The organism is uncultured Ruegeria sp., assembly GCF_947497005.1.
In the GTDB taxonomy this organism is placed as follows: domain Bacteria; phylum Pseudomonadota; class Alphaproteobacteria; order Rhodobacterales; family Rhodobacteraceae; genus Ruegeria.
The window spans coordinates 24,165-47,866 of record NZ_CANMFF010000009.1 but is presented as its reverse complement, the minus strand read 5'-3'; the positions used below and the strand labels follow the sequence as shown (position 1 = coordinate 47,866).

24 protein-coding genes, 1 tRNA gene and 1 pseudogene are annotated in these 23,702 nt (G+C 53.3%); 8 read left to right on the top strand and 18 right to left on the bottom strand.

Features of this window, described 5'->3' with window-relative positions:
* Nucleotides 1-5: 5 nt before the first annotated feature.
* The 4 genes from Q0816_RS14050 to Q0816_RS14035 form a co-directional block, all read right to left on the bottom strand.
* Nucleotides 6-230, bottom strand: a complete 225-nt coding sequence (locus Q0816_RS14050) for a hypothetical protein (RefSeq protein WP_298851621.1) — start codon at nucleotides 228-230, stop codon at nucleotides 6-8.
* Nucleotides 231-637: 407 nt separating this feature from the next.
* Nucleotides 638-1,615, bottom strand: coding sequence for an AAA family ATPase (locus tag Q0816_RS14045; RefSeq protein ID WP_298851619.1), 978 nt, complete (start codon nucleotides 1,613-1,615; stop codon nucleotides 638-640).
* Nucleotides 1,612-1,812: a hypothetical protein gene (locus Q0816_RS14040; RefSeq protein ID WP_298851617.1), complete on the bottom strand. Its 201-nt coding sequence runs from the start codon at nucleotides 1,810-1,812 to the stop codon at nucleotides 1,612-1,614. The genes Q0816_RS14045 and Q0816_RS14040 overlap by 4 nt, the downstream gene beginning before the upstream one ends.
* A gap of 333 nt (nucleotides 1,813-2,145) precedes the next feature.
* A complete protein-coding gene (locus Q0816_RS14035) occupies nucleotides 2,146-2,787 on the bottom strand; it encodes a hypothetical protein (RefSeq protein ID WP_298851615.1) in 642 nt (213 codons plus the stop codon).
* 334 nt (nucleotides 2,788-3,121) lie between these two features.
* On the opposite strand from Q0816_RS14035, the gene Q0816_RS14030 reads away from it, so the two are divergent.
* From Q0816_RS14030 to Q0816_RS14015, 4 genes are read left to right on the top strand one after another with little or no spacing between them, the layout of a single operon-like run.
* The gene (locus Q0816_RS14030) at nucleotides 3,122-3,853 is read left to right on the top strand and encodes a hypothetical protein (RefSeq protein WP_298851613.1); all 732 of its coding nucleotides are present in this window, start codon (nucleotides 3,122-3,124) and stop codon (nucleotides 3,851-3,853) included.
* Nucleotides 3,854-3,872: 19 nt separating this feature from the next.
* Entirely contained in the window at nucleotides 3,873-4,301 is a 429-nt protein-coding gene (locus Q0816_RS14025; protein WP_298851611.1) for a plasmid mobilization relaxosome protein MobC, read from the top strand.
* On the top strand, nucleotides 4,295-5,869 hold the full coding sequence (locus Q0816_RS14020) for a relaxase/mobilization nuclease domain-containing protein (protein WP_298851608.1): 1,575 nt from the start codon (nucleotides 4,295-4,297) through the stop codon (nucleotides 5,867-5,869). The genes Q0816_RS14025 and Q0816_RS14020 overlap by 7 nt, the downstream gene beginning before the upstream one ends.
* A gap of 15 nt (nucleotides 5,870-5,884) precedes the next feature.
* Nucleotides 5,885-6,175, top strand: coding sequence for a hypothetical protein (locus Q0816_RS14015; protein WP_298851606.1), 291 nt, complete (start codon nucleotides 5,885-5,887; stop codon nucleotides 6,173-6,175).
* 280 nt (nucleotides 6,176-6,455) lie between these two features.
* On the opposite strand, the gene Q0816_RS14010 is transcribed toward Q0816_RS14015, so the two are convergent.
* Nucleotides 6,456-6,599, bottom strand: coding sequence for an HNH endonuclease domain-containing protein (locus Q0816_RS14010; protein ID WP_298851930.1), 144 nt, complete (start codon nucleotides 6,597-6,599; stop codon nucleotides 6,456-6,458).
* A 206-nt stretch (nucleotides 6,600-6,805) separates the two neighbouring features.
* Nucleotides 6,806-6,991 carry a DUF1508 domain-containing protein gene (locus Q0816_RS14005; RefSeq protein WP_298851604.1) on the bottom strand — a complete coding sequence of 62 codons (186 nt, stop codon included), beginning with the start codon at nucleotides 6,989-6,991 and terminating at the stop codon, nucleotides 6,806-6,808.
* A 492-nt stretch (nucleotides 6,992-7,483) separates the two neighbouring features.
* Between Q0816_RS14005 and Q0816_RS14000 the strand changes: the two genes are divergently transcribed.
* Nucleotides 7,484-8,617 carry a HigA family addiction module antitoxin gene (locus Q0816_RS14000; protein WP_298851602.1) on the top strand — a complete coding sequence of 378 codons (1,134 nt, stop codon included), beginning with the start codon at nucleotides 7,484-7,486 and terminating at the stop codon, nucleotides 8,615-8,617.
* A gap of 305 nt (nucleotides 8,618-8,922) precedes the next feature.
* Here Q0816_RS14000 and Q0816_RS13995 read toward each other — a convergent pair whose 3' ends face one another.
* The 9 genes and pseudogenes from Q0816_RS13995 to Q0816_RS13955 all read right to left on the bottom strand — a co-directional run bounded on the left by Q0816_RS13995 (nucleotide 8,923) and on the right by Q0816_RS13955 (nucleotide 17,340).
* Complete coding sequence (locus tag Q0816_RS13995) at nucleotides 8,923-9,426, bottom strand: hypothetical protein (RefSeq protein ID WP_298851600.1); 504 nt, start codon at nucleotides 9,424-9,426, stop codon at nucleotides 8,923-8,925.
* Between the two features lie 409 nt (nucleotides 9,427-9,835).
* On the bottom strand, nucleotides 9,836-10,648 hold the full coding sequence (locus Q0816_RS13990) for a hypothetical protein (protein ID WP_298851598.1): 813 nt from the start codon (nucleotides 10,646-10,648) through the stop codon (nucleotides 9,836-9,838).
* Nucleotides 10,649-11,077 (bottom strand): hypothetical protein, encoded by a 429-nt coding sequence (locus Q0816_RS13985; protein WP_298851596.1) that lies wholly within the window; start codon nucleotides 11,075-11,077, stop codon nucleotides 10,649-10,651.
* Nucleotides 11,078-11,464: 387 nt separating this feature from the next.
* Nucleotides 11,465-11,845, bottom strand: a complete 381-nt coding sequence (locus Q0816_RS13980) for a restriction endonuclease (protein WP_298851594.1) — start codon at nucleotides 11,843-11,845, stop codon at nucleotides 11,465-11,467.
* 241 nt (nucleotides 11,846-12,086) lie between these two features.
* Nucleotides 12,087-12,320: pseudogene (locus tag Q0816_RS13975) on the bottom strand (winged helix-turn-helix domain-containing protein); the annotation flags it as partial.
* A gap of 64 nt (nucleotides 12,321-12,384) precedes the next feature.
* Nucleotides 12,385-13,323, bottom strand: a complete 939-nt coding sequence (locus Q0816_RS13970) for a GIY-YIG nuclease family protein (protein ID WP_298851592.1) — start codon at nucleotides 13,321-13,323, stop codon at nucleotides 12,385-12,387.
* Between the two features lies 1 nt (nucleotide 13,324).
* Nucleotides 13,325-16,591: an N-6 DNA methylase gene (locus tag Q0816_RS13965; RefSeq protein ID WP_298851590.1), complete on the bottom strand. Its 3,267-nt coding sequence runs from the start codon at nucleotides 16,589-16,591 to the stop codon at nucleotides 13,325-13,327.
* Between the two features lie 5 nt (nucleotides 16,592-16,596).
* Complete coding sequence (locus Q0816_RS13960) at nucleotides 16,597-16,914, bottom strand: hypothetical protein (protein WP_298851588.1); 318 nt, start codon at nucleotides 16,912-16,914, stop codon at nucleotides 16,597-16,599.
* 3 nt (nucleotides 16,915-16,917) lie between these two features.
* Nucleotides 16,918-17,340 carry a helix-turn-helix transcriptional regulator gene (locus Q0816_RS13955; RefSeq protein ID WP_298851583.1) on the bottom strand — a complete coding sequence of 141 codons (423 nt, stop codon included), beginning with the start codon at nucleotides 17,338-17,340 and terminating at the stop codon, nucleotides 16,918-16,920.
* A gap of 567 nt (nucleotides 17,341-17,907) precedes the next feature.
* Here Q0816_RS13955 and Q0816_RS13950 point away from each other — a divergent pair.
* Nucleotides 17,908-19,026: a tyrosine-type recombinase/integrase gene (locus Q0816_RS13950; protein ID WP_298851580.1), complete on the top strand. Its 1,119-nt coding sequence runs from the start codon at nucleotides 17,908-17,910 to the stop codon at nucleotides 19,024-19,026.
* Between the two features lie 4 nt (nucleotides 19,027-19,030).
* On the opposite strand, the gene Q0816_RS13945 is transcribed toward Q0816_RS13950, so the two are convergent.
* Nucleotides 19,031-19,106 (bottom strand) — tRNA-Lys (locus Q0816_RS13945).
* Nucleotides 19,107-19,317: 211 nt separating this feature from the next.
* On the opposite strand from Q0816_RS13945, the gene dapF reads away from it, so the two are divergent.
* Both dapF and mtaB read left to right on the top strand, forming a co-directional pair.
* Complete coding sequence (gene dapF / locus Q0816_RS13940) at nucleotides 19,318-20,160, top strand: diaminopimelate epimerase (RefSeq protein ID WP_298851578.1); 843 nt, start codon at nucleotides 19,318-19,320, stop codon at nucleotides 20,158-20,160.
* Nucleotides 20,157-21,413: a tRNA (N(6)-L-threonylcarbamoyladenosine(37)-C(2))-methylthiotransferase MtaB gene (gene mtaB, locus Q0816_RS13935; RefSeq protein ID WP_298851576.1), complete on the top strand. Its 1,257-nt coding sequence runs from the start codon at nucleotides 20,157-20,159 to the stop codon at nucleotides 21,411-21,413. Before dapF ends, mtaB begins: the two co-directional genes overlap by 4 nt.
* A gap of 143 nt (nucleotides 21,414-21,556) precedes the next feature.
* On the opposite strand, the gene Q0816_RS13930 is transcribed toward mtaB, so the two are convergent.
* On the bottom strand, nucleotides 21,557-22,348 hold the full coding sequence (locus Q0816_RS13930) for a cytochrome c1 (RefSeq protein ID WP_298851575.1): 792 nt from the start codon (nucleotides 22,346-22,348) through the stop codon (nucleotides 21,557-21,559).
* A 17-nt stretch (nucleotides 22,349-22,365) separates the two neighbouring features.
* Nucleotides 22,366-23,697, bottom strand: coding sequence for a cytochrome b (petB, locus tag Q0816_RS13925; protein ID WP_298851572.1), 1,332 nt, complete (start codon nucleotides 23,695-23,697; stop codon nucleotides 22,366-22,368).
* Between the last annotated feature and the right edge of the window lie 5 nt (nucleotides 23,698-23,702).

Below are 23,702 nucleotides of genomic sequence, written 5' to 3'. Positions count from 1 at the left end.
CCGCTTCAGTAGAAGATAAACTCGTCTACCGGCATCAGCCCAGATCCATTTGACGCTCTGTTCATGGTTGCACCCGCCTCTTCCGAGGCTTTTGCATCAGATGGATTACCGCCTTCGGCATTTAAACGCGCGCGCTCAATCTCTCCCCATAAGAAAAATAGGCCATCTCGCTTTCCCTTTAGACGTGAGGGTATTTTTGTTCGCAAAACACGTGTTTTTGCCTGTCGCATCTGCTTTCTCACTGCCCCCGGTGTTTTCCACCTTTCGGAAAAACCTATCGGTTTTACCCGAAAAAGACAATTTTTTATGGACAAAACTGATACTTCAACCACCCGTTGATAGGTAACGGCTGCAGTTCTCGCAAAACGAAGGCGATTTTGTACAATCCGCGACGCGCCTCGCACCCCACGGCTTGCATATCTCTGCGTCTTAATGTCAGTAACGCATAAGAGTGCAATTTTTGACCCGCTCCAAACGAAATGCGATTAACTAGTTGATAATATTAATGAAATTCCAGAACTATCGGCTATTTAACCATATGTGTGCAGGCGAAACTCATAACCTTGTAGAAACACATGTAGGCCGACAAAAAAACACCCGCTGAAAGCGGGTGTCGCAGCATAACTTCTGGAAGTGCTTAGTCTTGATCGCGCAACCACATCTCCAAGATAGCTTCGCGACGGAAGAACTCTTCATACTGCTCAACCGAAAATGGTGAATGGTTTGGCTTGAGTTCAAATCGGTCAGTAAATGCTCTGCAGAAATGCCGTTTTTCAATCTTGCTTTGGTTCTCGGTCTTGGCCAGTGTTAGGGCCTCAATCAAGAGCTCTATGACCAAACCCCATCTGTCAGCGCAAGAAAATGAAAGCCTTTGGTGAAAATCTGAGTTGCTGATCTCCGAAAAATCTACGCTGACGCGGTCGGCGTAGGCGAAGCAAAGCTTGTTCAGCTCGATCAGATCTTCTTCGCAAAGGGGGTCTATTTCATTGAAAGTGACAGTCCTGACTAAGTACCTTAGCTGTTCTTCCCGCAGGATAAATTCTTTGAGCTGCTGCACGCCGGAAAACACGAGCATAAGGGGCCAGGCAGGTTGCTTGAGGAGTGATTTGAAACAGTCAATCAGATTGTCTTGCACATCGGCTGACTTACCAGAAAAGATGTGCTGACATTCATCATAGTGTATGCAAACCACCCCATGGGCTTGGGCATGGAATGCGACAAGATCCCAAATCTGGCTTTGGTTCGAAGAGCTTCTGCTATTGAAACCCAACTCGCTTAATGTGTGTGTTCCAAGCGATTTCCACGATGAAATACCGCGCAGTGTAATTTTGACCATTTTCGCAGGACGCCCATCCGGCATCGATAGCTTGCAACGGTCCAGCTCGTAGCGAATCTTGTCGATCTCTGCGGTCTTTCCCACACGCGAGGGTCCAACGACAAGCAAAGCTTTGGCCTCAAACCCCTTTCCTGTTTCCTGTCGAATTTCTGCGTTGACGAAATAGTCTGTGAATGCCCATTCAACTGCTTCGTTGAGCCGATGCGTCCGTGGAAATTCATAATGAGCATCCTTCAAAATCTTCAAATGCTTCGCTTTGGCTTGATTGACGAACGTCATTTGAGCTTGCCCTCCGAATTCGGTCGACCATATTCACGGACCGGCTGCATCGGCCGTGGCTCATCAATCGCGCTCGTCTGAGCATCCATGCCATCAATAGCATCGAAGAAGAGTACGCGTTCGCAAAGGATAACAAAGCTCAATTTGCATTGCTGAAGAAAGCCTTTTCCACCGGCGACGACGAAAAGATTGATCAAGCACTGCTCACAGTAACTTACGCCAGGGACGACCTGCGCAACGGGATCCTTGAAATGCTTAGAGACCACGTAAGTTTGGACTCCAAGAAACCTTGAGCTTCGATTGGGCGCAGGCCACAATGCCGATTGGCAGGTAAAATCTCAAGTGTGCGTTAACGACCATCGCGGCGCCTGGCCCAAAAGGGCATGTGGCTTCAACAGGTGGGTGGGAAGCAGTTATTCGCCGCAGCTGCGACATGCGCGTTGTCACATCCGTGAAGCAGACATTGGCACTGCTGGAGTACATACTCCTACGGCGTGAGGTTCGCATAGGCACTTCTGAGTATGTGGGCCCTAAGATTCGACCTCTGCTACTTCTGAATCCTCCGCATGCTCTTCGGCTATCCCTACCAGGTATTTGTCATAGGTCCTTTTTAAGTACTGTAATGCAGTGTCCTTATCGACGTTGGCCTTCAACTGCTCCTGGACAAAATGCATTCGGGCCTTGCAAGCGTTTAGGACCTCAGCCCAACTTTTCACCCATACCTCGACGTTACCGTCGTCTGAGATAAACACGCGACCAGGCGGCTGGTCTTTTTGCCGGGTCTTTGTAGCTGCATAATCGTCCATATCATTGGATATCACCCAGAAGCTCCAACGTGTCTTCACAGAACGGAAGCGCTCGTCATTGGCGATAGTGAAAGCGTACTTCTCAACCTGCGTGATCTCATCCGAGCCGATCTTACACTTAACCAGCTTTGTGGACCAAACGAGAACAGCAATGTAGTTCGGGGACCCAAGTGGTCTTGATACGTGGCCATACCAAAATCTATCGCCATAGCGATCATCTGCATGTATCAGCGTGAGTAACTCGGAAGACCCTGTTGGACCGCGCTCACACACGAACACCTTGTTTCGCCCGAATAAACCCACATTGCATTTTCTGTTTGCGGCAAGGCAATCTAAGACGCGATGGCGAGCAAGTTCAACACTCATAGCGCGTGACACCAAGCAAGGCAGCTCGGGCTTCCCCCAAAGGAAAGAAACCGTGTCGCAAAGGAACGATCACGTGTCATTTGTCACACTTAAAAAAGTGGTGAGCCGTGCAGGAGTGGACCTGCACAAAGAAATCAACGACTTAAACTGACGAACCACCGAAAATGGCGTATTGAAACTACTAAAGAAATTAAGTGCTTGGCGAACCAAAAAGCCGGTGCAACTCAAAGAAAAACCGCTGAGGGGGCGGCCACCCACCTCAACGGCAATGCAAATCTTTCTGCGCGCTCAACTTATCAAAAAGGTGACCTTACCGCAATCGCGGGAGGTGCACATGCCTAAGCTTAACCGTTTTGAATGGCTGAAAGCTGTTCTGCAATGTGCCGACCTCAATTCATCTACAAAAGCGGTCGCATCAGCGCTTTCCGTTCAGTTCGCCAACGACAAAACTGGCCAGCTCAATCCATCGCTGAACACATTGGACGAGTTTTTGGCGGGTATGTCATTAGCAACCATCAAGCGATGCCTTCGACAGCTTGTTGAGTTCGGTTGGCTCTTTCGAACCGAAGGGCGTGGTGCCGGAAACTGCACCAAATATGACCTTCGCGCGCCCTCCAAAATCATCCCATTCCGCCCCCAAAAAAAGGGCGCACCAATGAGCCTTTTGAATACTGAAAAGGGGTCAACCGTGGGTGAAAAGAGGCTCACAGGTGATCTTTCCTATATAGAGACTAAACAATCCAAAGAACAAAAAACCGCGCTTGAGCCGGATCTGCCGGATGGAGGGCCATCCGCCTCGGCGCGCAGGGGTGCACCGCAGGCTGTATTCGTTCCGCGATCATCATTCGGTTGTCGCCAATGGGAAGTGTTCACAGAACGCATGTTTGGAACCTGGATTGACAGAACCCTGCCAGCTGCCTGGGAGAACGGCGCTAGCGGATACTGGCTTCCGGACAGGTTCCCGCCAACTAACAAAGACGACTGGCCCGCTTGGCAGCATTGGCTCATCAAGGAGGGTTGGACCGTTTTCGAGCCATCTGAGCTGGAAGTGCGCCATGCGAGTTGAGCAAGGAGCAAGGCGACCCATGTCATACACTGGCGTTGCTGACACGGGACCTTGCGATGGGTGGCAAGCCTCCCCTTCGAACCCCACCGGCGGGGGCAAGCCCCACGCCAAAAAGCCGCTGACCGAGACCTTTGTCTTTCGGTGCACAACTGCTGAGAAGGCTGAGCTTCGCGCCAAGGCCGAGGCTGCTGGCGTCCCCGCCGCGACGCTTTTGCGCGAGGCGCTTGGCCTGATCGAAGCCCGTCGTCGCAAGCCCGCACCGCGCGTTGATCCAGCGTTGGTCCTGGCTGTTGGACGCATCGGTGGCAACCTCAACCAGATCGCAAGGTTTGTGAACCGTGCGCTGCTGGATGGTCGAGTTGATCTTGATGCGTTGGCCGTGGCCCGCCAGTTGGTCGTGATCGAGCGCCAACTTGCCCAGATTATCGAAGTAGCGCGGCGATGCTGATCAAGTTCTTTCCCAACGGAAAAGGTGTAGGCGCTGGACCAGTCGGCTATCTCGTTGCGGGTGAGGTGCTGGCCTATGATGCCAATCGCGATTTGATCCGTGACGCCGATGGTCAATCAGTGATGGTCGCGCGCGACCCACTGCCTGAAGTCTTTCGTGGTGACCCTAGCCGCACTGAAGCACTGATCGACGCGAGCCAAAACCAATGGACCTACCGCGCGGGCGTCATCAGTTTTGCCGACGAAGATGCGCCTACAGAAGCTCAACAAGTCGAAGTAATGGAGGCATTCGAAAAGCTGGCCTTTGCGGGATTGGACGGTGAACAATTCGATATGCTCTGGGTCCGCCACAGCCACGAAGATCGCATTGAATTACATTTCTGCACGCCACGTTTGGAGCTGACAACAGGCAAGAGCCTCAACATCGCGCCTCCAGGCTATCAGTCAGCCTACGACAGCCTACGTGACCTGATGAACAAGACGCACGGCTGGGCTGATCCGATGGAGCTAGAGCGGGCGCAAGAAGTGCAAGCGACTCTGGAGACCCCGGCACGCGCGCAAGGCCGCGAAGACCTGCACCGCTGGATCCTCGACCAGATCAGCATCGGCGCCATCACTGACCGCGCCAGCATGATCGATACCTTGACGGATGTTGGTTATGACATCCCCCGCGCCAGCAAGAATTACATCACTGCCAAGGACCCTGAGACCGGCGAACGCTGGCGATTGAAAGGAGAAATATTCCGTGACGACTGGCAAGCCGACTCGGCTGAGCGAGAAATTGAATACGGATCTGGAAGAGATCCGCAAGGAACACGCCGCCTTGATGGAGTCTCAATTGCAGAGCTTCAGGAACGATATTCAGGAGTGTGTGACACGCGCGCAGAATACAATCGAAGCCGATACCCGCATGTTTCTGGATTGGAGCGGGACGACCTGGCAGCGTCACATCGACACGATCAAACGATTGCTACGGATTTCACCCTGGGCTATGGCGACTGTCTGTCTGGTACTGATCGCAGCAACATCAGGGCTGACCTTTCTTTGGAGTTGGAAGCTTTCTACGATTGCGACCACGACGCAATTGGAGAGGTTGGGCATTCAGACGGTGCTGCACGAGCAAGCGACTTATTTGATCCTGCCGTCAGAGACGTCGAGCATGCGCACCTGTTCGGTGGCAAGCCGGTTGGTTTCCTGCATCAGAGTGGAGCCGAACTAGATGGATCAGCCTCTGACAGCCTTGGAGCGCGATTTGCTCGCTTGCGTCGAGCGGTTGGTGACGGCTTGCGAGACCTCAGCCAAGGAATTGCGCAGTTTGGAAGAACGCTCGACGACCGGGATCGAAGCCAGATTGAATGGCTTAGTGCAGTGCGTGGAGCTGCTCATGAAATCGCATCTCGTGTCAGTCACCACGTTGGCCGACTTGCTAACCGAAGAGCAGAGCTACACGGCGTTGGAAGAGAAATTGAAAACCAGCTTGAAGCTAGCGAGAGCCGCCGAAACACAGCTGAAAGAGAGCTGAACGAACAGTACCTTGAGCAAGACCGTGAATACGGCTTCCATCTTTAATTTGAAAGGAAAGCAATGTTGTTTCCACATGAACGCTTCACCATGAGTTTTCGCCAAGCTCTCGACTTCGGGATCGACTATCGCGACTTCGAGAATGTGCGTTGCTTGCCAAAGGATGTCCTGTTGATCGCCATTGCAGGTGTTTGGGGCGAATACAGCGACATCCGTTGTCTGTTTATGGATGCCGAAGGCAACGGCTACTTGCGCAACATCCAGAAGTGGGGCGACAAAGGTTTTTTGATCAGGGAGTTAGGATTGGATGCGAAGGCGATCGAGGTGGGACAGATAGTGAATACTAACACTTGACCGTTTCAAACCTTCACCGATCTGCAGCACCGATACTGCTCGTTAGTTGAAGTTCAATTCGGGAAGTCCTGCGACTCGCTGATCTCTAATTGCGCATGCTTTGAAAGAATACCAACAAACCTTACCGTTTGTATTGTTCATGATCCGACCTCGCCTGGTCGAACTCTATACCAGCCAACAGTCTTGTCTTTTCATCCTTAAACTCAATTTGATAAACTATTTCATCGCCTTACTCGCGTGCATTTGCTATGCCGCGAAGCTTTCATTCTGCGCAAAGCGGTCAGTAACGTTTTTTGCTCCGCGCACCCCTAGGAAGCTTGTTGGACTTTCGTTGGTTCGCGCCAGTCTGCAAGGCCTGAAGATTGCGCGATGCATCAGATCCACCTCTTGAACGAGGCATGATGTGGTCAACTTGCCAACCCATTTGGCTGTTTTTTCCGTAAGACGATTTGTAAATTAGATTCCCTTCATTATCTCGTCTGTATTGGTTTGGATTCTTGCCTCTAACCTTCCGCGCCTTACGCCAGGCAATCTGTGCTTTCGGGTTCGTTGAGTACGGCATCTTCTTTCTTTCTGCTGGATTCTACTTGGTTGAGAGTGTCACGCAGCCGATGCGGCTGCGTGATCAACTTAGACCGGCGTGCATGCCATGCCGTTGCGTTTCGCATTGGAAATGCAGTCGCTTTTGTTCATGTACCCTTCGCTTGATGCGCCGACGATGCGGCCGTTCGAGGCCGTACGGCGCCAGCGCCAGTTGCTAGCGTTGTCGCGATAGATTTCCCACTTGTCACCGTAGGCAGTGCAACTCTGAGTCATAGCAAAACTCCTTTTCATAACGTTTGCTGTTATGGTTTTTGTACCGCCTGCCTGATTCTGTCAACAGCTTTTCATAACGTTTTATGTTACTTTTTATTTTTGACATCTGATTCTCTTTCCATTACACGACGCGTTATGGAAAAGGTGGCCAACCACCATGACGCTTAGAGGTTTTCGGATGCAGGTGGCGTTTGAGTCCCGCTCGTTAGGGGACTTGTGCAACAGTGGATACCGTTTGGTTCATACTTTGGGAGAAGACGCAGCCGAGAACGTCAAAGACCTTTTGTACTACCTAGATGCAGCGCCGACATTGGCCGACCTTAGCAAATCGCCTCCGGTACTTAGAAACCAAGTTGCCGAACAGAAAAGACCAATGTTTACAGTGGGTAGGGCTGGAACAGGGCAGATATTGTTCATGCCGTTCGAGCATCGGCCAGACCAAGGTTTGGATAGTATCCGAAGCGTGAGCGTCATTTCTGTGGGAGGAACAGTATGACAGACAGCGCTATTCAGAACTTTAAGCCAGATTACGCACCGCGTGCGCCTGGTGAGCATTTGCGTCGCTTCCTAGAGGCGCGCGGGATTAAGATCGTCGACTTTGCGCGCCGAACAGGTCGCCCGACAAAGACTATCAGTGAAATAATTTCTGGGAAGGTCGCAATAACCCCGGAAACCGCGTTGCAGTTTGAGCGCGTTCTAGGTGAGAGCGCGGGTTTTTGGCTAGCTCTTGAGGCCAACCATCAGCTTGCCAAACTTCGTGACCGTGAAACAGAAGCCGCAACATCGAAGGACGCGATTGAATGGGCAAAAAACTTTCCAATCGCAGAAATGCTCAAGCTGAAGCTCTTAGACGCAAAACCTAAGGGCTCACAGATCGTAGACGCGGTATTAAGAGCATTCAGCGTTAGTAGTATTTCGGCTTGGGATGAGCATTGGAAAAAACGATTGGATCTTTCTCGGTTCAAACAACAGGGACACAACAGGATCGATCCATATGCAGTAGCAGTTTGGCTTCGGCGTGCTGAGGTAGCTGCTGATCGAATAGATACGGCTCCTTATTCCGAGCAAGAATTCAGAAGCAAACTTCCTGTTTTGCGGAAGCTCTCGCTCGACCGCTGGGACAAAATTTCCGAGAAGTTGGTGTCAGAGTGTGCCGAGGTTGGTGTTTCCGTAGCTCTCGTACCCATGGTTTCCAACACTGGACTTCGAGGAGCTGCATATTGGGCGACAAAAGACAAAGCGGTAATTGTTCTCAGTGACCGATTGAAGCGTGAAGCAAATATTTGGTTCTCATTCTTCCACGAGGCGTGCCACATCTTGGAGCATAGCAAAAAAGCAGTGTTTATCGACCAAGAAGACAGCGGAACTGGAGAACGTGACATCGAGGCTGAGGCGGACCAGTTTTCGGCTGAGATACTTGTTCCAATGGATGTCCTAGAGGCATTTGTCACCTCATTCGGAAGTTATGTTCCCACTATGAAAGCCCAAATCTTTAAACGTTTCGCCGACCAGCACGATGTGCCTCCCGGGCTATTGCTTACTAGGTTGCAGCATCACAAAGTCATTCCGCAACGAACTTCCTTAGTTAGCGTGAAGCGCAAGGTTGAGTTCACAGTCGAAGACTAGCTCACCCGATTGGGCATGTGTATCGGTTTTCTGATCGACAAACTTCTTTGAAGTACGCAGCAAAGCGGAAGGTCGAGGCTAGAAATCCGCAGCACATCGCCACCGCCAGAATGACGGGCGTTTTCCTTGTGAGCGCTCCACGGATTGGTGCCCGTTGCGAGCAGCAGCCATTCATGCGGCACGCGGCGAATTCGAGCAGAGAGCCCACACTGGCCGATTCTGCGATTTGCACGAATGTCTCCATTCATGAGATTTAGCGCTTATTGCGATCTGTTCATCGCGCGCGGTTTGGTGTGACGCACGGCCTACTTAAGTTGGTCGGGTCCTCGCAACTCAGGCGGCACAACAAATCGTTTCCAAGCATCTGGTTCGATCATGTATCCCGCTGCACTTGGCGGCACAGGCATTTCAATACCTTCCTGTTGGGCCATGATGACACCCATGCCAAACGCTACATATGTATGGTTGCCGTCAACAATTTGGTCATTCCCTGTGGTGAGGTTTTGGCAAATCAGAATCGGACGGGCGCTTTCTGGGTTTGGCAGCGTGTGCGATTTGAAGTGTTCGACGTCGATAGCATTGGAGGTAATGATATCTGAAACGCGCCGTAAGTCTATTGGAACGCGCAAGACAGGAAGGTGGGCGTCAGCCCAAGTTCGCAGACCGACTACGTCTAGCCACTGTTCCTGACCGTTGTCGTCTGTATATGCGTAGACCTCGGTCTTGCCTTGTGGATAACTGGGGATCGTTGCTTTTGCCTTACCCTTGCGCTGTTGACGCTCTAGTTGTCGGCGCTGCTGTCTATTCACGGGGCACTCCTTTGTAGCTATTTGTCCCAGTCGCGAGAATGGCGAGTTAGACGCACGTCGAAAATGGCTTAATGTTGTGTATGCGCATGTGTCCAGATAATCTATGTGGTGTCTGTACAATTTTGCAGTAAGCGTTAACCATAGCGCACCCTACAGTGCTTGATTGCTCCAACGAGCATTGACAAACGACGCCATTTCGTCCATATAACTCGTTACCTAAGCCATCATGTGTGCCCGCCGATGATACTTGTATCGTTTGTAGGCCGCGTCATTGTATCGGCAAACCGGAAAGATAGGCTTCGAGCGTTGATCTGGTTAAGACCGCATTGAGCATGTGAACTCGACTTAGGTAACTCGAATTCGGATAGGCGTAGCGGTTTCGTTGCGCCTATTTCCGTTTTAGAGCCAGCTACCGAATGAACCCGTTCGGAAACATATTGATATGGGTGGTTGGCTTAACGACAAACTCGGCTAAGTGGCAGTCTCTAAACGTGCCGCTAATCTGCCCGCCACCCAATGATACATTAAAGTGCAGCATCCGATTGATCGTAACGCCGAAACGCGCTGACGCAGTTAACGCACAATCAGCGGCATGTGGCGGCATAGCGGTTTCAGATTGACCATGCTCCTCCTTACCGAGTTCAAAAAACCTGTCTTTATCGTCTTTCAAAAAATGCTGGGTTCCGCTCTTTTTCTTCTTTGGAACGCTTCGGTCGCGGACAGCTTTAAGCTGCGCCTCTAACAACTCAGGAAACTGTCCCAAATCACATTGCGTCCTGCATAGATTGAAAACTTCATCTAATTCTGACGCATTGAAGCTACCCTTGGGCAGTAAAAGGCATTTGACTTGCTTACCGTCTCGAAACGTCCGCGACATAAACAGTAGATTTTTCAGCCAACGTTTCATGTTGTGGCCAAAGTAGTTTTTCATACTCCCTTTAGCTTCATTTGGCTCAAAAGCCTTTACAAATAAAGCTGACGGGCACGCCTTTAAACGCGACAAACAAGCTGTTTCAACTAACACACCAACGGCATCGTGTTTAAGGTGGGCGTCTAGCAAGGCCCTAATTAATTCAGGGTCGCTACACGCCGCGTCTATTGGTATCGCACCATATTCGACGTTGCCCTTGCGCAGTTCTCTTGGAACAACAGCGCCCTTTTGCTCATCGAAGAAAGCACGCACGTCTACGTCGTGCGTTATCACGACAATAGCGACCTTCATTCACTTACCTTCAAGCAATCGAACTATTACTCGTGCAGGAATGTTGACGCTTTCAATCTCTTCAGGTGGCAGTTCCGAAATTGCTTGAATAAACCCATAGAACGCCCGTCGGTTCTTTCGTAGCTTGTCGAACTCTGAGGGTTCAGGTTTGGTCTCAACAATCGCGTCTGAATAAGAAAAGGTTTGCGCGACAGGATGCACGCCGACCTTTGCATATTGCTGTGGATGTTGTGCTACCGTCAGCTCGGCTACTTCTTTGTCGATGAAGTTACGTAGCCCTTGCCCATCAAGAATTTCTTTGTAGTCAAAACCCTCAGCTTTTAAGACTGGCCCTAGCCGACTAAGCAATAAAGGCTGCGAGACCTCTTTCCAATTTGCCGTAGCAAGCGCAACAATCTTGTCGGCTAAGTCTTGTTTTGTATGCGCCATGCCAATCCCTTACTCAAAAAAACAACCTCATAGAGACATGCCACAACCATAGAAGCAATCGTAGCGGAGTGAAATATCGAAGTGAATGCGGAACTTGACTATGAGGCGGATAGAGTCGTGCGGGCAGCAGCACAGCAGACATTTGGTTATAGTCCGCATTGTCCCGCATCTTACCAGTTCGGGCCTGGCGATGCGAACAGTCGTTCTCAGACCACAAGCCCGGTGTGATTTGCTCAGTCTCGGTGAGTTGTGCCCGTCTCAGAATATCTGCGCCAGTCGCAATTATTGTGAGCCAGTGGCGACTTTGAGTCTCAAATAATCTGAGCCATAAACGCCGATAATCTCGCGCCAAAGCCCGGATGATCTCAAGCCGCTGCATCTATCGCTTTAAATTCTTTCAAACCAATCTGGGTGAATTTGAACCCTCTCAATCATCTCAGTTGCTACACCCAGTCGATTTTCCTTCAACAACTCGCAGAGCCGATCACCGTCGATGAGGTCAATCGCAATCGCGCCGTCGCGCGTGGCTTCATCCGAGGCTTGGCTAGTGAAATGCCCAGTGGTGATGAAAAGCCCTTTTTCAGCGCGGCCCTGCAAGGCTCCCCAAAAGTCTCGGATTTCCTTGGAGCCAACGCTGCCCTTCCAGCGCTTGCACTGAAAGTAGACCTGGAATGACACGAGGTTCACGCGCAGCACGCCAACTCCGTCGATCCCACCGTCGCCTGACTTGCCGCGGACCTCGACCTTTGTGAAGCCTGCCTCGCGCAAGAGACGCTGTGCCAGGCGCTCGAACCCATCCGGGGGTCATCTTGCCCAACACAGCCAACAGTGCCGATTTCCAGTCATCCTCGTCCGCGAAGCCGTCACCGGCCATGACCTCAATCTCTTCTCCCCTGTCAGTGTCGGCCTTCTTGGCGGCCAGACGCTTCAGGCGCGCGCGCTCGCGTTCCTCCTGTGTCACCTGATCGTAGATCGCTTGCGTCGCACTCAGGTCGGATATTGCAGACCCTGTCTCGGTCAACGCCCACACCCCGCGCTTGGAGTTGTTCAGCGCATCACCGCGTTTCAGATAGGTGCGCGCCCAAGCAAGGTAGTAGTTCACCCGCGTCCGGTTTTCATCGCGCGGCATGGTAAAGGCCTGTTCCGCCTCGGTCACGCCTTCCAGCTCGATCACCTTCTCATCGAGCTCTTGGATCGTCGCGGACCCGCCGAGGTCTTTCAGCGCATCAACCGCGACAAGCATCATTCCGGGAAGGTCCGGGAGTTTCTCTGCATCAATTTCAAATCGTCTCATCAAAGTCTCTCACTCAAAACCGCGACACGCCTGGGATCGATGAGAACAGCAGGATCGCGTCCATGATTTCGCCCCAGAAAAACTCCCCGCCCAGGCTTTCCAGCTTGCCGGATTTATCCTTAAACAACTGCTCTGCCGTCTCTGCCGCTTTCCGATCCGTGAAGGGCGCTTGCAACTCGATCCGCCACCGCCCCTTGGCAGCGGGCGGAATGCCTGCGTTTAGCTGGTCAGAGCGCGACGCCGGATCGTTCGAGACACCGATCTTCAGCGCGACAGACTTACTTCCGAATGCCTTGGCGCGCCCCAGCAGGGAAGCACCGTCACCGTCGAACTTCGCTAGGTACAGAAACGTCTCGCCATCGGTGTAGGTAGACGTGCGTTCGCCGCTCGACCCCGGAAATGCCTTCGACGGAAAGAACTCGTCCTTGAACGGGGTATTGGTCAGACCGCTCTCCCCAACCGGCTCTTCACCGAAGACGTTGACCTCTGTCACATTGATCTTCAGCGCCGTCTCGATCTCGTCTGGCGTCAAGGCACGGCCCCAGACGCCTATACCTTGGCCAGCGTCCTTGTCGTAGGTGTCGGGGGCGATGCGCTCGATCGACATCTTGTCGAGCGCACGCCATGCGCGACTTACGGGAAGGCCATAAGTCCACTTTTCGCTGTTTCCTCTTTCTCGTTTGGCCTTAAGCGAGGCCTCAGACGCCTTTTCGTGATCGCGTATTGGGCGCGCTTCGATTTCGACAAATCCGAGGATGTGCGACCGCATGGACTTCTTGGTGTTGCCCGACGCTGCGCCGTAGATCATCATCAGATCGCCATCGTTCAGTTCACGCAGGGCGCGTGCCTGACCACTCTCATTGGTCCATCCTACATAGCCGTCCAGTTCAGGATCGAAGCCGTAAAAGGCGCGTATCCACATGTTGCGTCCGTTGGGCAGCCCGGTGCTCATGTCACACTACGCTTTCTAGAAGGGCGATTTCGTCGGGAGTGAGGTCGAAGAGGTCGTAGACGATGCCGTCGATCTTGGCTTCGGCCTGGGCTATTTCGGCGGTGAGGCGCGCAATCTCGGCGCGGTCGCGGGTGATCCAGTCTTCCCAGTCGGAACGCTCTGAAAGCGGGATATCGGCCTTGAAGGCTTTCTTCACCTCAGCCCGGAAGGCGGCGAAGTCTGGCAGGGTCCACCATTCCTTGAGCTTGGCGTTGAGCTTTGGCTCGCGGTCTGGCGGGCAGAGGTCGGGGATGCGGCGGGTGAGGGCTGTTTGGAGTGCCAGGCGTTGATGCGCTAGGTCGCCGCACTTTTCGACCTGCACAGCCAGCTTAGATCGAGCTTCTTCGGAAGCATTGGGGATAGGTACTTGCTCAATGTACTGGTTCTTTTTCCTTCGGTAACCGCCTTGAGCCAATGGGGTTAGAGCAGAAAGTACAAACCAGAATACTCTTGAGTTCAATACCGCGATCAGGAAGGGATCATCTGCATCAATGAACGAGGCGGTCGAATCCAAGTGAAGTCCGCTTTTGTCGAGCGCAAACGATGCTTGCCGCGAAACGTCCCGATAGATGATCTTTTTGTGTGAGAATGACGCATGGTAGCCAATCGTGTCTTGCACTTCGAACCACTGGTATGTGCCTGATTTTCTGCCAGGCCATTTGTCTCGCGGCTTGGGTGGCGTCCATCCTTCAGGTTTCGGTTCCAGTTTTTCGCGATGGCTATGCAAGTAAGCTTTGATCGCTGGATAGGACTCAATATCGAGGCCGCGTCTCGTGAATATCAGCCACCTACCGCTTGGTTCTGCGCGCCAGCGTTTCAAATCCTTCCCTTCAAGAAATGGCTTCAAAAGCTCTGCAGATCGCGGGTCTTCTGCGCAAAGCTGTTCCTTGGTCGCAGTACCGATAACAAAGACAGGATTTGCGCCCGTTACGATGCCGCGAAATGGTGCCCCATATACATCCTTCAAGGTCTTCTTTCCGCCCCAAATCTTTTCTCTGAGGGCTCTGAGTGACCGATTTTCCAACTGCCATGACCCAGAATCCAGTCCGGATTGTGTGAACGGTCCCGCAGCGGCTTCCCAGCTTGCAATAAAGTTCGTTTCTGGGAGCGCTTCCACTTTCCAGAACCTGAGTTCATGGTCTTTTGGCGCGGAGCCGTTCTTAAGCACAAGGATCGCGGGATAGGTTGTGACGCCCTCGAAAACCTGCAGGTCACCAAAATCGACCACGCCTTCAACCGTTGCATTCTTCAACAAGTACTCACGCAATAGTTTGCCTGAGTTGGTTTTAAAGAAGGTGTTCGACGAGATGTAGCCCAAGCGACCGCCCGGCTTCAGCAGACGGAGACCGCGCTCGTAGAAGTAGCAAAACAGGTCAGCCACACCGTGGTAGCTCTCAAATCGCCTTTGTAAATATGGCTTAAGGTTGGAGATAAGCTCCTGACGCACATAGGGCGGGTTGCCCAGCACTACGTCAAAGCCACCTTCGGCAAAGACCTCGGGAAAGGCGGTTTCCCAAGTGAAGGCGTGATCGAGATAGGCGAAGTTGCTGTCCTCGATCAGGCTGTCACCGACGCGGATACTGCCCGACAGACTGTCCAGCACCTTGCCGCGCCGCGCGGTCTTGATCCAAAGCGACAGCTTGGTGATCTCGACGCTTTCCGCGTTCACATCGACGCCGAAGAGGTTGTTCGACAGGATTTCACTGTCCGGCAAGTAGTCGAGCAGATCGCCGAAGTGTTCGGCCTTGGGCAGCAGCTCCTTGATCTTGTCATTAACGCGGGTCAGCTCAGCTTTCATGAAGTCGAAAGCCATCACCAGAAACACGCCCGAGCCACAGGCGGGATCAACAATGCGAAGAGCTCGTAGGCGATCACGATAGGCTTGCCAGGCTTCCAACTCGGCCGATTTCCTGCGCCACGGGATGGCGGCATAGTCGGACACATCCGCGCCCTTTTTGGCATGATCGCGCAGGATGGCTTCAAAGGCTTCCTTCAGGTGCGCGCCAAGGGTTTCAGCCACGATGAACCGCGCGATGTAGTCAGGGGTGTAAACCACCCCGTCCCGCTTGCGTCGCCCACTGGTGCCGCTGGTCTTTTCCAGTTCTTCCTCTTCGCCCCGCGCGATGGCCTGCAGGCGTTCCACATCGGCGATGGATTGTTCGAAGATGTGGCCTAGAACCGTGACGGAGACTTCGGAGGCGAAATCATACTCGCCCAGCGTCTTGAACCCTTCACAGATGGCATCCGGCAGGATGAGGCGGTCGATCACTTCATCCGTGCGGAACAGCCCGCCGTTGTAGCGCGGGATGGCCGGGACGAGGACCTTGCCTTCTGCGTCCCTAACTTCGTTGCGGCCTGCGTCGATAGCGCGGAACAGGCCTTTGAAATTTTCCCAAACTGGGCGCGGGCTGTAGGGGTCAACGTGCGAGAACGCGTCTCTAAGCGTGTTGTCGGGCAGAAGGCCAGTATCTTCTGCAAAGGCGATGAAAAGCACGCGGTCGAGGATCTTCTGCGCGAAGGCAATCGCGTCGAGCGCGTCGATTGACGAGTCTGCCTCTTGCACTGCATGGAGCAGCTTCAACCGGAGGTCTTTGTAGTCTTGGTAGAGCTTGTCCGTGATGTCCTTGTCTTCGCGGCGGCTTTCCTTAAGCAGGTCAAGCGTGCGGCCAGATAGAAGGTTTTCGGCCGAGAGAAGAAGCATGAAACGGGCGTATTCGTCCGGATCCGTCAGCTTGTCGAGGCGGAAGACCTCGTAAGCCGATGTGCCTTCGCCAAACCCATAGAGCCGCAGTTCGATGTAGTTAGACACTAGAACCCACTTCACGCCGCGCGCGTTCATGGCGTATTCCCACGCCTGTTGAACGGGGCTCTTGTTGCGGCCAGGCATGATCGCATCAAGGTCGCGGGTATCTGCGCCCTTCAGCTCGAACGGTGCGAGGATTTCAGGCTTGGGGCCGCCGAAGCGCCCGAGGGCCAAGTCGACACTGCCTCGCAGGATCGTTTGTTCGGTTGAAACAGTATAATCTGCACCGCCAGCGGGACCATGGTAACCTAGTACACTCTCTACAATCTTGGAGGTGAACTGCCCATGCAGAGCGACTTCCTTTAGCGAGTAGATTCGACTGTCATGGATCATACTAGCCCAAGCAGACAGGGTATCGTAATGATCGTGAGGGATCGTTGCAGGCTTAAGGTGCCGCTTAATAGTTTTTTTATTGAAGAGATTCATTTGTTTTATGATCTATTAGAGCCGTATTCAATTTCGCGGCGATAGCGCCAATCAATAAGAGCGACGGGACACGCGATCACAGTTAAGAGTAACATTGTCAGCATCGACGATGCGGCGATCAAATGTTGAATTTCAATTATCAACGAATTCCCGATACCTCGAAAAGTGAATAAGTTGTGCCAGACAAAAACCACTAAAAAGCAAAGTGTAGCCGTTGCTGTGCCATTAAACAGAGCTCTACCAACTGGCTCGAGGATTCTACGGTGAGCTCCTTCAAGTGCCGCAATTCTAGCGCGTTGCCATTGAACGGTTGGTTGTTCCAAAATCTACTCCTTAAGTAGTTCAATCCAAGTATGAACGTCATCCATGATCACTCCCTTCCCCTCTAGGAAAGAACGATACCAGCGTGCTGCAATGGCCCCGCGCTTTTCGCTTTTTAGTGATATCCCATTATCAGATAGATACTTATCCAGCGCGACTTCGAACTCTTCAAGGGCGAACAAATCGTGTTTCAGTCTTACCGCATCGACGCCCAAGAGAACCCAATTTAGGTCAACGGAAAATATGCGGTGCAGTTCCACAAGCCGCTCGACGGGAATTGAGCGTTTCCCGAGTTCGTAGCTCTGATAAGCGCGAAGCGAAATCCCGAGCGCATCCGCCATTTTCTTTTGTGACATGCCAAGCTCATTGCGCGCGATTGCTAAGCGCGCACCAAGAGAGCTTAGGTAGTCATAGGGCCGATCCGCCATGCTGGCATCGTTCCTCTTGCAGTTGCGCACAATTGAGTGCTATACGCACATTTGAGCGTCACTTGTTGTGTTTCGTACTCGGATCACTGCGCTAAAGTGAGTATGGCCTGATTCGTGCTACCTTATGAAAAGGAAAAGCTTTTGACACGAGAAAAACTACTTTCACCGAAAGAACTTGGAGAGATCGTAGGCCTCAGTACAGCGCAAGTTCGAGCGTTGATGAACGACGGGCGGCTCGAGTTTGTTGAGATATCTTCGAAAACCAAGATGCTTACTTTAAGTGGCTGGGAGCGCTTCCAAAGGGAAGCCACAAAGATCAAACATAAGGCAGTCAAACAATCGAGTTTGCCTATAGGCGAACCTCCGCACTCAAACCTTTGATGCGAAAGATCACTCAATGAGCACGTCTCGTGCGTCGATAACGCAAACCGAATTAACACGATACCTCAAGGCATACAGAGACGCGGGCATACCTGTCCTGCGCTCCGAAATCAGCCGCGACGGAAAGGTCGTGATTTACAGCACCGAAAAGCAGGCCGACGAAAGTACTAACCCGTGGGATCGCCCGTGAAACGCCGCAAACAGTTTCCCGGCGCAACGGCCTATTTTGATCGGCACCGAAATCGGCGTTGGCGGTTCCGAAAGAAAGGATTTTCAGCGGAACTGGGAACAGGCTACGGATCAGAGGATTTCGTACGCCGCTATGAAGCGGCAGTTCAAGGGTATAAATCACGTGGAAAAATTGGCACTGACCGAACTAAACCTTACAGCGTCAGCCAGCTCGTTGCCTTCTGGTACCGTTCACCGCAATTCCTCGATCTCGAATTAAGCACTCAAAAAGTTTATCGCGGGATCGTCGAGAAATTCCGCGAAGCGCATGGTGACAAGCCTGTAAAACTGATGCAGCGAAGGCATGTACAGGCGATTTTAGCAGAGAAAGCTGGGACTCCTGCGGCAGCGAACAACTTACGCAAACGGCTAATTCAACTGATGGATTTCGCGATTTCCCTTGATTGGCGCGGCGACAACCCGGCAAGGGCGACCAAGCCGTTCCGCGTGGGCAGTGATGGTTTCCATACCTGGGATGAGGACGAGTTAGCCCAGTTCTTTAAGGTCCATAAACCCCACACGTTGGCGCATACGGCAGTGACATTGATGCTCTACACAGGTGCGGCGCGAGTCGATGCTGTGAAGCTAGGGCCAAACAACATCCGCAACGGCAAGATCGAGTACAGGCGGCAGAAGACACAGCGCTCAGGTGGTGTTTTGATATCTGTGCCGATCCACCCAGATTTGGCCGAAGTGCTGGACAAGCTGCCGAAGGATCGCCCTTTCCTAGCAACCCAGAAAGGCGCGATGCGGTCCGCCGGAGGCCTAGGCAATCTCATGCAGCGTTGGACTCAAGGCGCCAAACTGCCTCAGTGCTCCGCTCACGGCCTGCGCAAAGCCTGCGCGCGTCGCTTGGCCGAAGCAGGAGCCACTGCGCACGAGATCGGAGCGGTCACCGGCCATAAAACTCTGGCGCTCGTCCAACGCTATACAGAGGCCGCAGGTCGCGATGGCATGGCCGATTCTGCCATCGGCAAGCTGATTACCCGTCCAAATGGCGAGCGCAACTTGGCGAACCTTCACAAAAGGTTCGTCAAATCCAACACCAACCCCAAGCAAGGCAAGGAAAAATTATGAAAAGTGGTGAGCCGTGCAGGATTCGAACCTGCGACCCACTGATTAAAAGTCAGTTGCTCTACCAACTGAGCTAACGGCCCACTCTTTTTGTTGGATCTGATTGATCCGTGGCGCTCTTTAAGGCATTTTCCCAACTGGGTTCAAGCCCTTATTTACGCCTCGTTTCGCCGTTACTTCAAGTGTTTCCGGCGACCCGATAGGCGGCCTAATTAGGCAGGTGGCGCATGAGGGTCAACCCCTTTTTTAAGGAATCTTCGTGACAGGGTGGATTCATGTTCTGACCAACGTTATATGCCCGCCATGCAACAGAGACTCGATACCGGATTGCCCTTCTTGAAGATGCATGGTCTGGGAAATGACTTTGTCATTGTAGACGCACGTGCACACGATGACCCGATTACCCCGTCCATAGCCAAGGGAATCGGGCATCGACAATTTGGCGTGGGTTTCGATCAGTTGGCCGTTATCGAAAACGGTGAAGCTGACGCGCATCTGGTGTTCTATAATTCCGACGGATCAACCTCTGCCGCCTGCGGTAATGCAACCCGCTGCATTGCGCGGTTGCTTATGGATGAGACAGGTCGATCTGCACTGACGCTCACCACCGAACGTGGAACGCTTTTTGCGCGAGACGCGGACAATGGGCTCACCTCGATCAATATGGGTCATCCGCAATTGGAGTGGCACGAAGTTCCGCTGGCAGAAGAGGTGGAAACGCTGGAATTGCCAATCGAAGGCATCCCAACAGCAACGGGAATGGGTAACCCGCATTGTACCTTCTTCGTTGAAGACGCCGAGGCGATTCCGTTGGCAGAGTTTGGTGCACGTTATGAACACCACCTGCTCTACCCGGAACGGACTAATGTACAGGTGGCGCAAATTACCGGCCCGGATCGCATCCGTATGCGCGTCTGGGAACGCGGAGTTGGCATCACTCTGGCATCCGGGTCGTCATCCTGTGCTACAGCCGTTGCTGCAGCGCGGCGCGGTCTAACTGGGCGCAAGGTACAGATTGATCTGGACGGCGGAACGCTTTGGGTCGACTGGCGCGACGATGGCGTCTGGATGACCGGCCCAACATGTCACGTCTTCTCGGGCACGCTGACGCCTGACTTCCTGAGGACGCTGGGATGAACACGCCCAAATTCACCACGCTGGGTTGCCGTCTGAACGCCTATGAAACCGAGGCAATGAAAGAGCTGTCGCAACAGGCGGGTCTGACAGACGCTGTGGTGGTGAACACATGCGCGGTGACTGCCGAGGCGGTGCGCAAAGCCCGGCAAGAAATCCGCAAGCTGCGGCGCGAGAACCCCAGTGCCCGCCTGATCGTCACCGGCTGTGCCGCTCAGACTGAACCCGAGACCTTTGCCCAAATGGATGAGGTTGATGTGGTGGTCGGCAACACTGAAAAGATGCGACCCGAGACCTGGAAAGGCATGGCGGCCGATTTCATTGGAGAAACCGAAGCTGTTCAGGTTGATGACATCATGTCGGTCACCGAAACGGCCGGTCATCTGATTGATGGGTTCGGCACACGCTCACGTGCGTATGTGCAGGTCCAGAACGGCTGCGACCACCGTTGTACCTTCTGCATTATTCCCTATGGCCGGGGCAACTCACGCAGCGTGCCCGCAGGCGTTGTGGTGGATCAGATCAAGAGGCTTGTCGACAAAGGGTATAACGAAGTGGTCTTGACCGGGGTCGATCTGACCTCCTGGGGGGCCGACTTGCCCGCTCAGCCCAAGCTGGGCGATCTGGTGATGCGTATTCTCAAGCTGGTGCCTGATCTGCCACGCCTGCGGATCAGCTCGATCGACTCGATCGAAGTCGATGAGAATTTGATGCAAGCCATCGCGACCGAGCCGCGACTGATGCCACATCTGCACTTGTCACTGCAGCATGGCGACGATCTGATTCTGAAGCGCATGAAACGCCGCCACTTGCGTGACGACGCCATCCGATTTACTGAAGAGGCCCGGAAATTGCGCCCCGAAATGACTTTCGGCGCCGACATCATCGCGGGATTCCCGACTGAGACCGATGATCATTTTGAAAACTCACTCAGACTGGTCACGGATTGCGATCTGACCTGGCTGCACGTTTTCCCTTACTCCAAGCGGGAAGGCACTCCAGCCGCCCGCATATCGCGGCAAGTGAATGGAACTGTCATAAAAAACCGTGCCGCCCGCCTGCGCGCTGCCGGTGACGCTCAGATTCAGAAGCACCTGTCAGAACAAATCGGAAAAACCCATCACATCCTGATGGAGAACCCTCATTTGGGCCGAACCGAACAATTCACCGAGGTATCATTCAAAGCGCCCCAACCCGAAGGTCAAATCGTGACTGCGTCGATCATCGGGCAGACGCTCACCCAACTCACCGCCTGATCCGTTCTTCATCTGGCCAAAAATACCTCGGGGATGAATTGGCCAAAGGCCAAGAAGGGGCTGGCCCCTTTAAGCGAATCTGAAAAAAGAAAACCCCGCAGCCAGATGGCGCGGGGGTTTCGATATCAATATCCCGGAAAGGATCAATCTTCGTTACGAAGCTTGCTCTTATGCGGTGCCCAGAGGCGCTTGTTGACCAGATAGAGCAACACCGAAAGTACGGTTAGGAAGATCACGCCGACAAAGCCCGCGGTTTTACGCTCCATCATCTTCGGCTCAGCCGCCCACATCAGGAAGGCTGAGACGTCTTCGGACATGGCTTCAACTGTGGCCGGGTGGCCATCGGCGAATTCAACCTGTTCGTCCGACAGCGGCGGCGCCATCGAAATCCAGCCGCCCGGGAAGGCTTTGTTTTCGTAAAGGACAGTGCCTGCCTCTTCCTTTTCCTCACCGGTATAGCCGTCCAGCAGAGAGGCGATGTACTCGGCACCGCCCATGCCTTTGACCAGCTGGTTGATGCCCAGACCGTAAGGTCCATGGAAGCCCGCGCGAGCCTTGGCCATCAGGCTCAGGTCCGGTGCGCCGACACCGTTATTGGCCGGGAAGTGGTCGGTCGGGATCGCCGGGCGGAAATCGTCCAGCTCAGGATCGAATACTTCGAAGTTGTCAGCTGCGTAAGCGATGACTTCTTCTTCCGAATAGCCCAGCGCTTTCAGATCACGCAGAGGAACATATCGCAGACCGTGGCAGGCTGCACAGACCTCGGTATAGATCTGCAGACCGCGCTGCAGCTGATGCTGATCCCAGGTGCCGAATGGCCCCTCGAACGAGAAGGCGAAATCTTCGATATGCTGCTCGCCACCACCTGCTGCAATGGATGCAGCAGGGGTCAGTGCCAGAGCAAACGCGGCGCCGATTGCAAGTTTCTTGAACATGTTTCCGGTCCCTCTTCTTACTCGGCCGGCGTGGCGTCAGCGTCAGCCTTGCCATAATGCGCGTTGAAGTCTTCTTCGATGGTCTCAGGTTGTGCCAGAGGCTTCTCGATTACGCCAAGGATTGGCAGGATTACGAAGAAATAGGCGAACCAGTAAGCGGACGCGATCAGCGAGAAGGTCGCATAGGGCTCTTCGGCGGGCATCGCACCCAGCCACATCAGGGCAAAGAAATCGATGATCAGCAGGTAGAACCACCATTTGAACATCGGGCGGTATTTGCCCGAACGCACGCTTGACGTGTCCAGCCACGGTGCCAGAGCCATGGCCAGGATCGCACCGAACATCGCCAGAACACCAAAGAACTTGGCGTCGATGATACCGCCGGTGATGAAGCTTGCGAACTGAACGACCCAGACCTCGCCGGTAAAGGCACGCAAGATTGCGTAGAACGGCAGGAAATACCATTCAGGAACGATGTGCGCCGGTGTCACCAGCGGGTTGGCTTCGATGTAGTTGTCCGGGTGGCCCAGGTAGTTCGGCATGTAACCGACAACCGCCCAGAACACGACCAGGATAACGACCAGCGCGAACAGGTCCTTGATCACGAAATATGGCCAGAACGGCAGCGTGTCTTTCTTCGCCTCATCCTTCGACCCACGACGCACTTCAACACCTGTCGGGTTGTTGTTGCCGGTGGTGTGGAAGGCCCAGATATGCACAACAACCAGTGCCGCGATGATGAACGGAAGCAGATAGTGCAACGAGAAGAAGCGGTTCAGCGTGGCGTTGTCCACAGCGGGTCCACCCAGCAACCAAGTCTGCAGCGCTTCGCCAACAAACGGGATCGCGCCAAACAGGCCGGTGATCACGGTCGCACCCCAGAAGGACATCTGACCCCAGGGCAGAACGTAACCCATAAAGGCGGTGCCCATCATCATCAGATAGATCAGCATGCCGATGATCCACGTGATTTCACGCGGGGCCTTGTATGAACCGTAGAACAGGCCGCGGAACATGTGAATGTAAACTGCGACAAAGAACAGCGACGCGCCGTTCATGTGCACATAGCGGATAAAGTGGCCACCATTCACGTTGCGCATGATGTGCTCGATGCTGGCAAAGGCCAGATCGACATGCGGGGTATAGTGCATCACCAGAACGATACCGGTAATAATTTGCAGCGCCAGGCAGAACGCCAGAACGATGCCCCAGATCCACCACCAGTTCAGGTTCTTAGGCGTAGGGATCATGAGTGTGTCATACAGCAGACCGACAATCGGCAGACGGCTGTTCAGCCATTTCTCGCCGTTTGTCTTCGGCTCGTAATGATCGTGGGGAATTCCGGACATAAGTT

What these genes read in the sequence shown, in the direction of transcription:
- Q0816_RS14035 (WP_298851615.1), bottom strand. Translation starts at nt 2,787, where the DNA reads ATGAGTGTTGAACTTGCTCGCCATCGCGTCTTAGATTGCCTTGCCGCA.
- dapF (WP_298851578.1), top strand. Translation starts at nt 19,318, where the DNA reads ATGCCCGCCATGCAACAGAGACTCGATACCGGATTGCCCTTCTTGAAG.
- Q0816_RS14045 (WP_298851619.1), bottom strand. Translation starts at nt 1,615, where the DNA reads ATGACGTTCGTCAATCAAGCCAAAGCGAAGCATTTGAAGATTTTGAAG.
- Q0816_RS13970 (WP_298851592.1), bottom strand. Translation starts at nt 13,323, where the DNA reads ATGAGCACCGGGCTGCCCAACGGACGCAACATGTGGATACGCGCCTTT.
- Q0816_RS13955 (WP_298851583.1), bottom strand. Translation starts at nt 17,340, where the DNA reads ATGGCGGATCGGCCCTATGACTACCTAAGCTCTCTTGGTGCGCGCTTA.
- Q0816_RS14025 (WP_298851611.1), top strand. Translation starts at nt 3,873, where the DNA reads ATGTCATACACTGGCGTTGCTGACACGGGACCTTGCGATGGGTGGCAA.
- Q0816_RS14000 (WP_298851602.1), top strand. Translation starts at nt 7,484, where the DNA reads ATGACAGACAGCGCTATTCAGAACTTTAAGCCAGATTACGCACCGCGT.
- Q0816_RS13930 (WP_298851575.1), bottom strand. Translation starts at nt 22,348, where the DNA reads ATGTTCAAGAAACTTGCAATCGGCGCCGCGTTTGCTCTGGCACTGACC.
- Q0816_RS13990 (WP_298851598.1), bottom strand. Translation starts at nt 10,648, where the DNA reads ATGAAGGTCGCTATTGTCGTGATAACGCACGACGTAGACGTGCGTGCT.
- Q0816_RS14005 (WP_298851604.1), bottom strand. Translation starts at nt 6,991, where the DNA reads ATGACTCAGAGTTGCACTGCCTACGGTGACAAGTGGGAAATCTATCGC.
- Q0816_RS14010 (WP_298851930.1), bottom strand. Translation starts at nt 6,599, where the DNA reads ATGGGTTGGCAAGTTGACCACATCATGCCTCGTTCAAGAGGTGGATCT.
- petB (WP_298851572.1), bottom strand. Translation starts at nt 23,697, where the DNA reads ATGTCCGGAATTCCCCACGATCATTACGAGCCGAAGACAAACGGCGAG.
- Q0816_RS14030 (WP_298851613.1), top strand. Translation starts at nt 3,122, where the DNA reads ATGCCTAAGCTTAACCGTTTTGAATGGCTGAAAGCTGTTCTGCAATGT.
- Q0816_RS13965 (WP_298851590.1), bottom strand. Translation starts at nt 16,591, where the DNA reads ATGAATCTCTTCAATAAAAAAACTATTAAGCGGCACCTTAAGCCTGCA.
- Q0816_RS14050 (WP_298851621.1), bottom strand. Translation starts at nt 230, where the DNA reads ATGCGACAGGCAAAAACACGTGTTTTGCGAACAAAAATACCCTCACGT.
- mtaB (WP_298851576.1), top strand. Translation starts at nt 20,157, where the DNA reads ATGAACACGCCCAAATTCACCACGCTGGGTTGCCGTCTGAACGCCTAT.
- Q0816_RS14015 (WP_298851606.1), top strand. Translation starts at nt 5,885, where the DNA reads ATGTTGTTTCCACATGAACGCTTCACCATGAGTTTTCGCCAAGCTCTC.
- Q0816_RS14020 (WP_298851608.1), top strand. Translation starts at nt 4,295, where the DNA reads ATGCTGATCAAGTTCTTTCCCAACGGAAAAGGTGTAGGCGCTGGACCA.
- Q0816_RS13985 (WP_298851596.1), bottom strand. Translation starts at nt 11,077, where the DNA reads ATGGCGCATACAAAACAAGACTTAGCCGACAAGATTGTTGCGCTTGCT.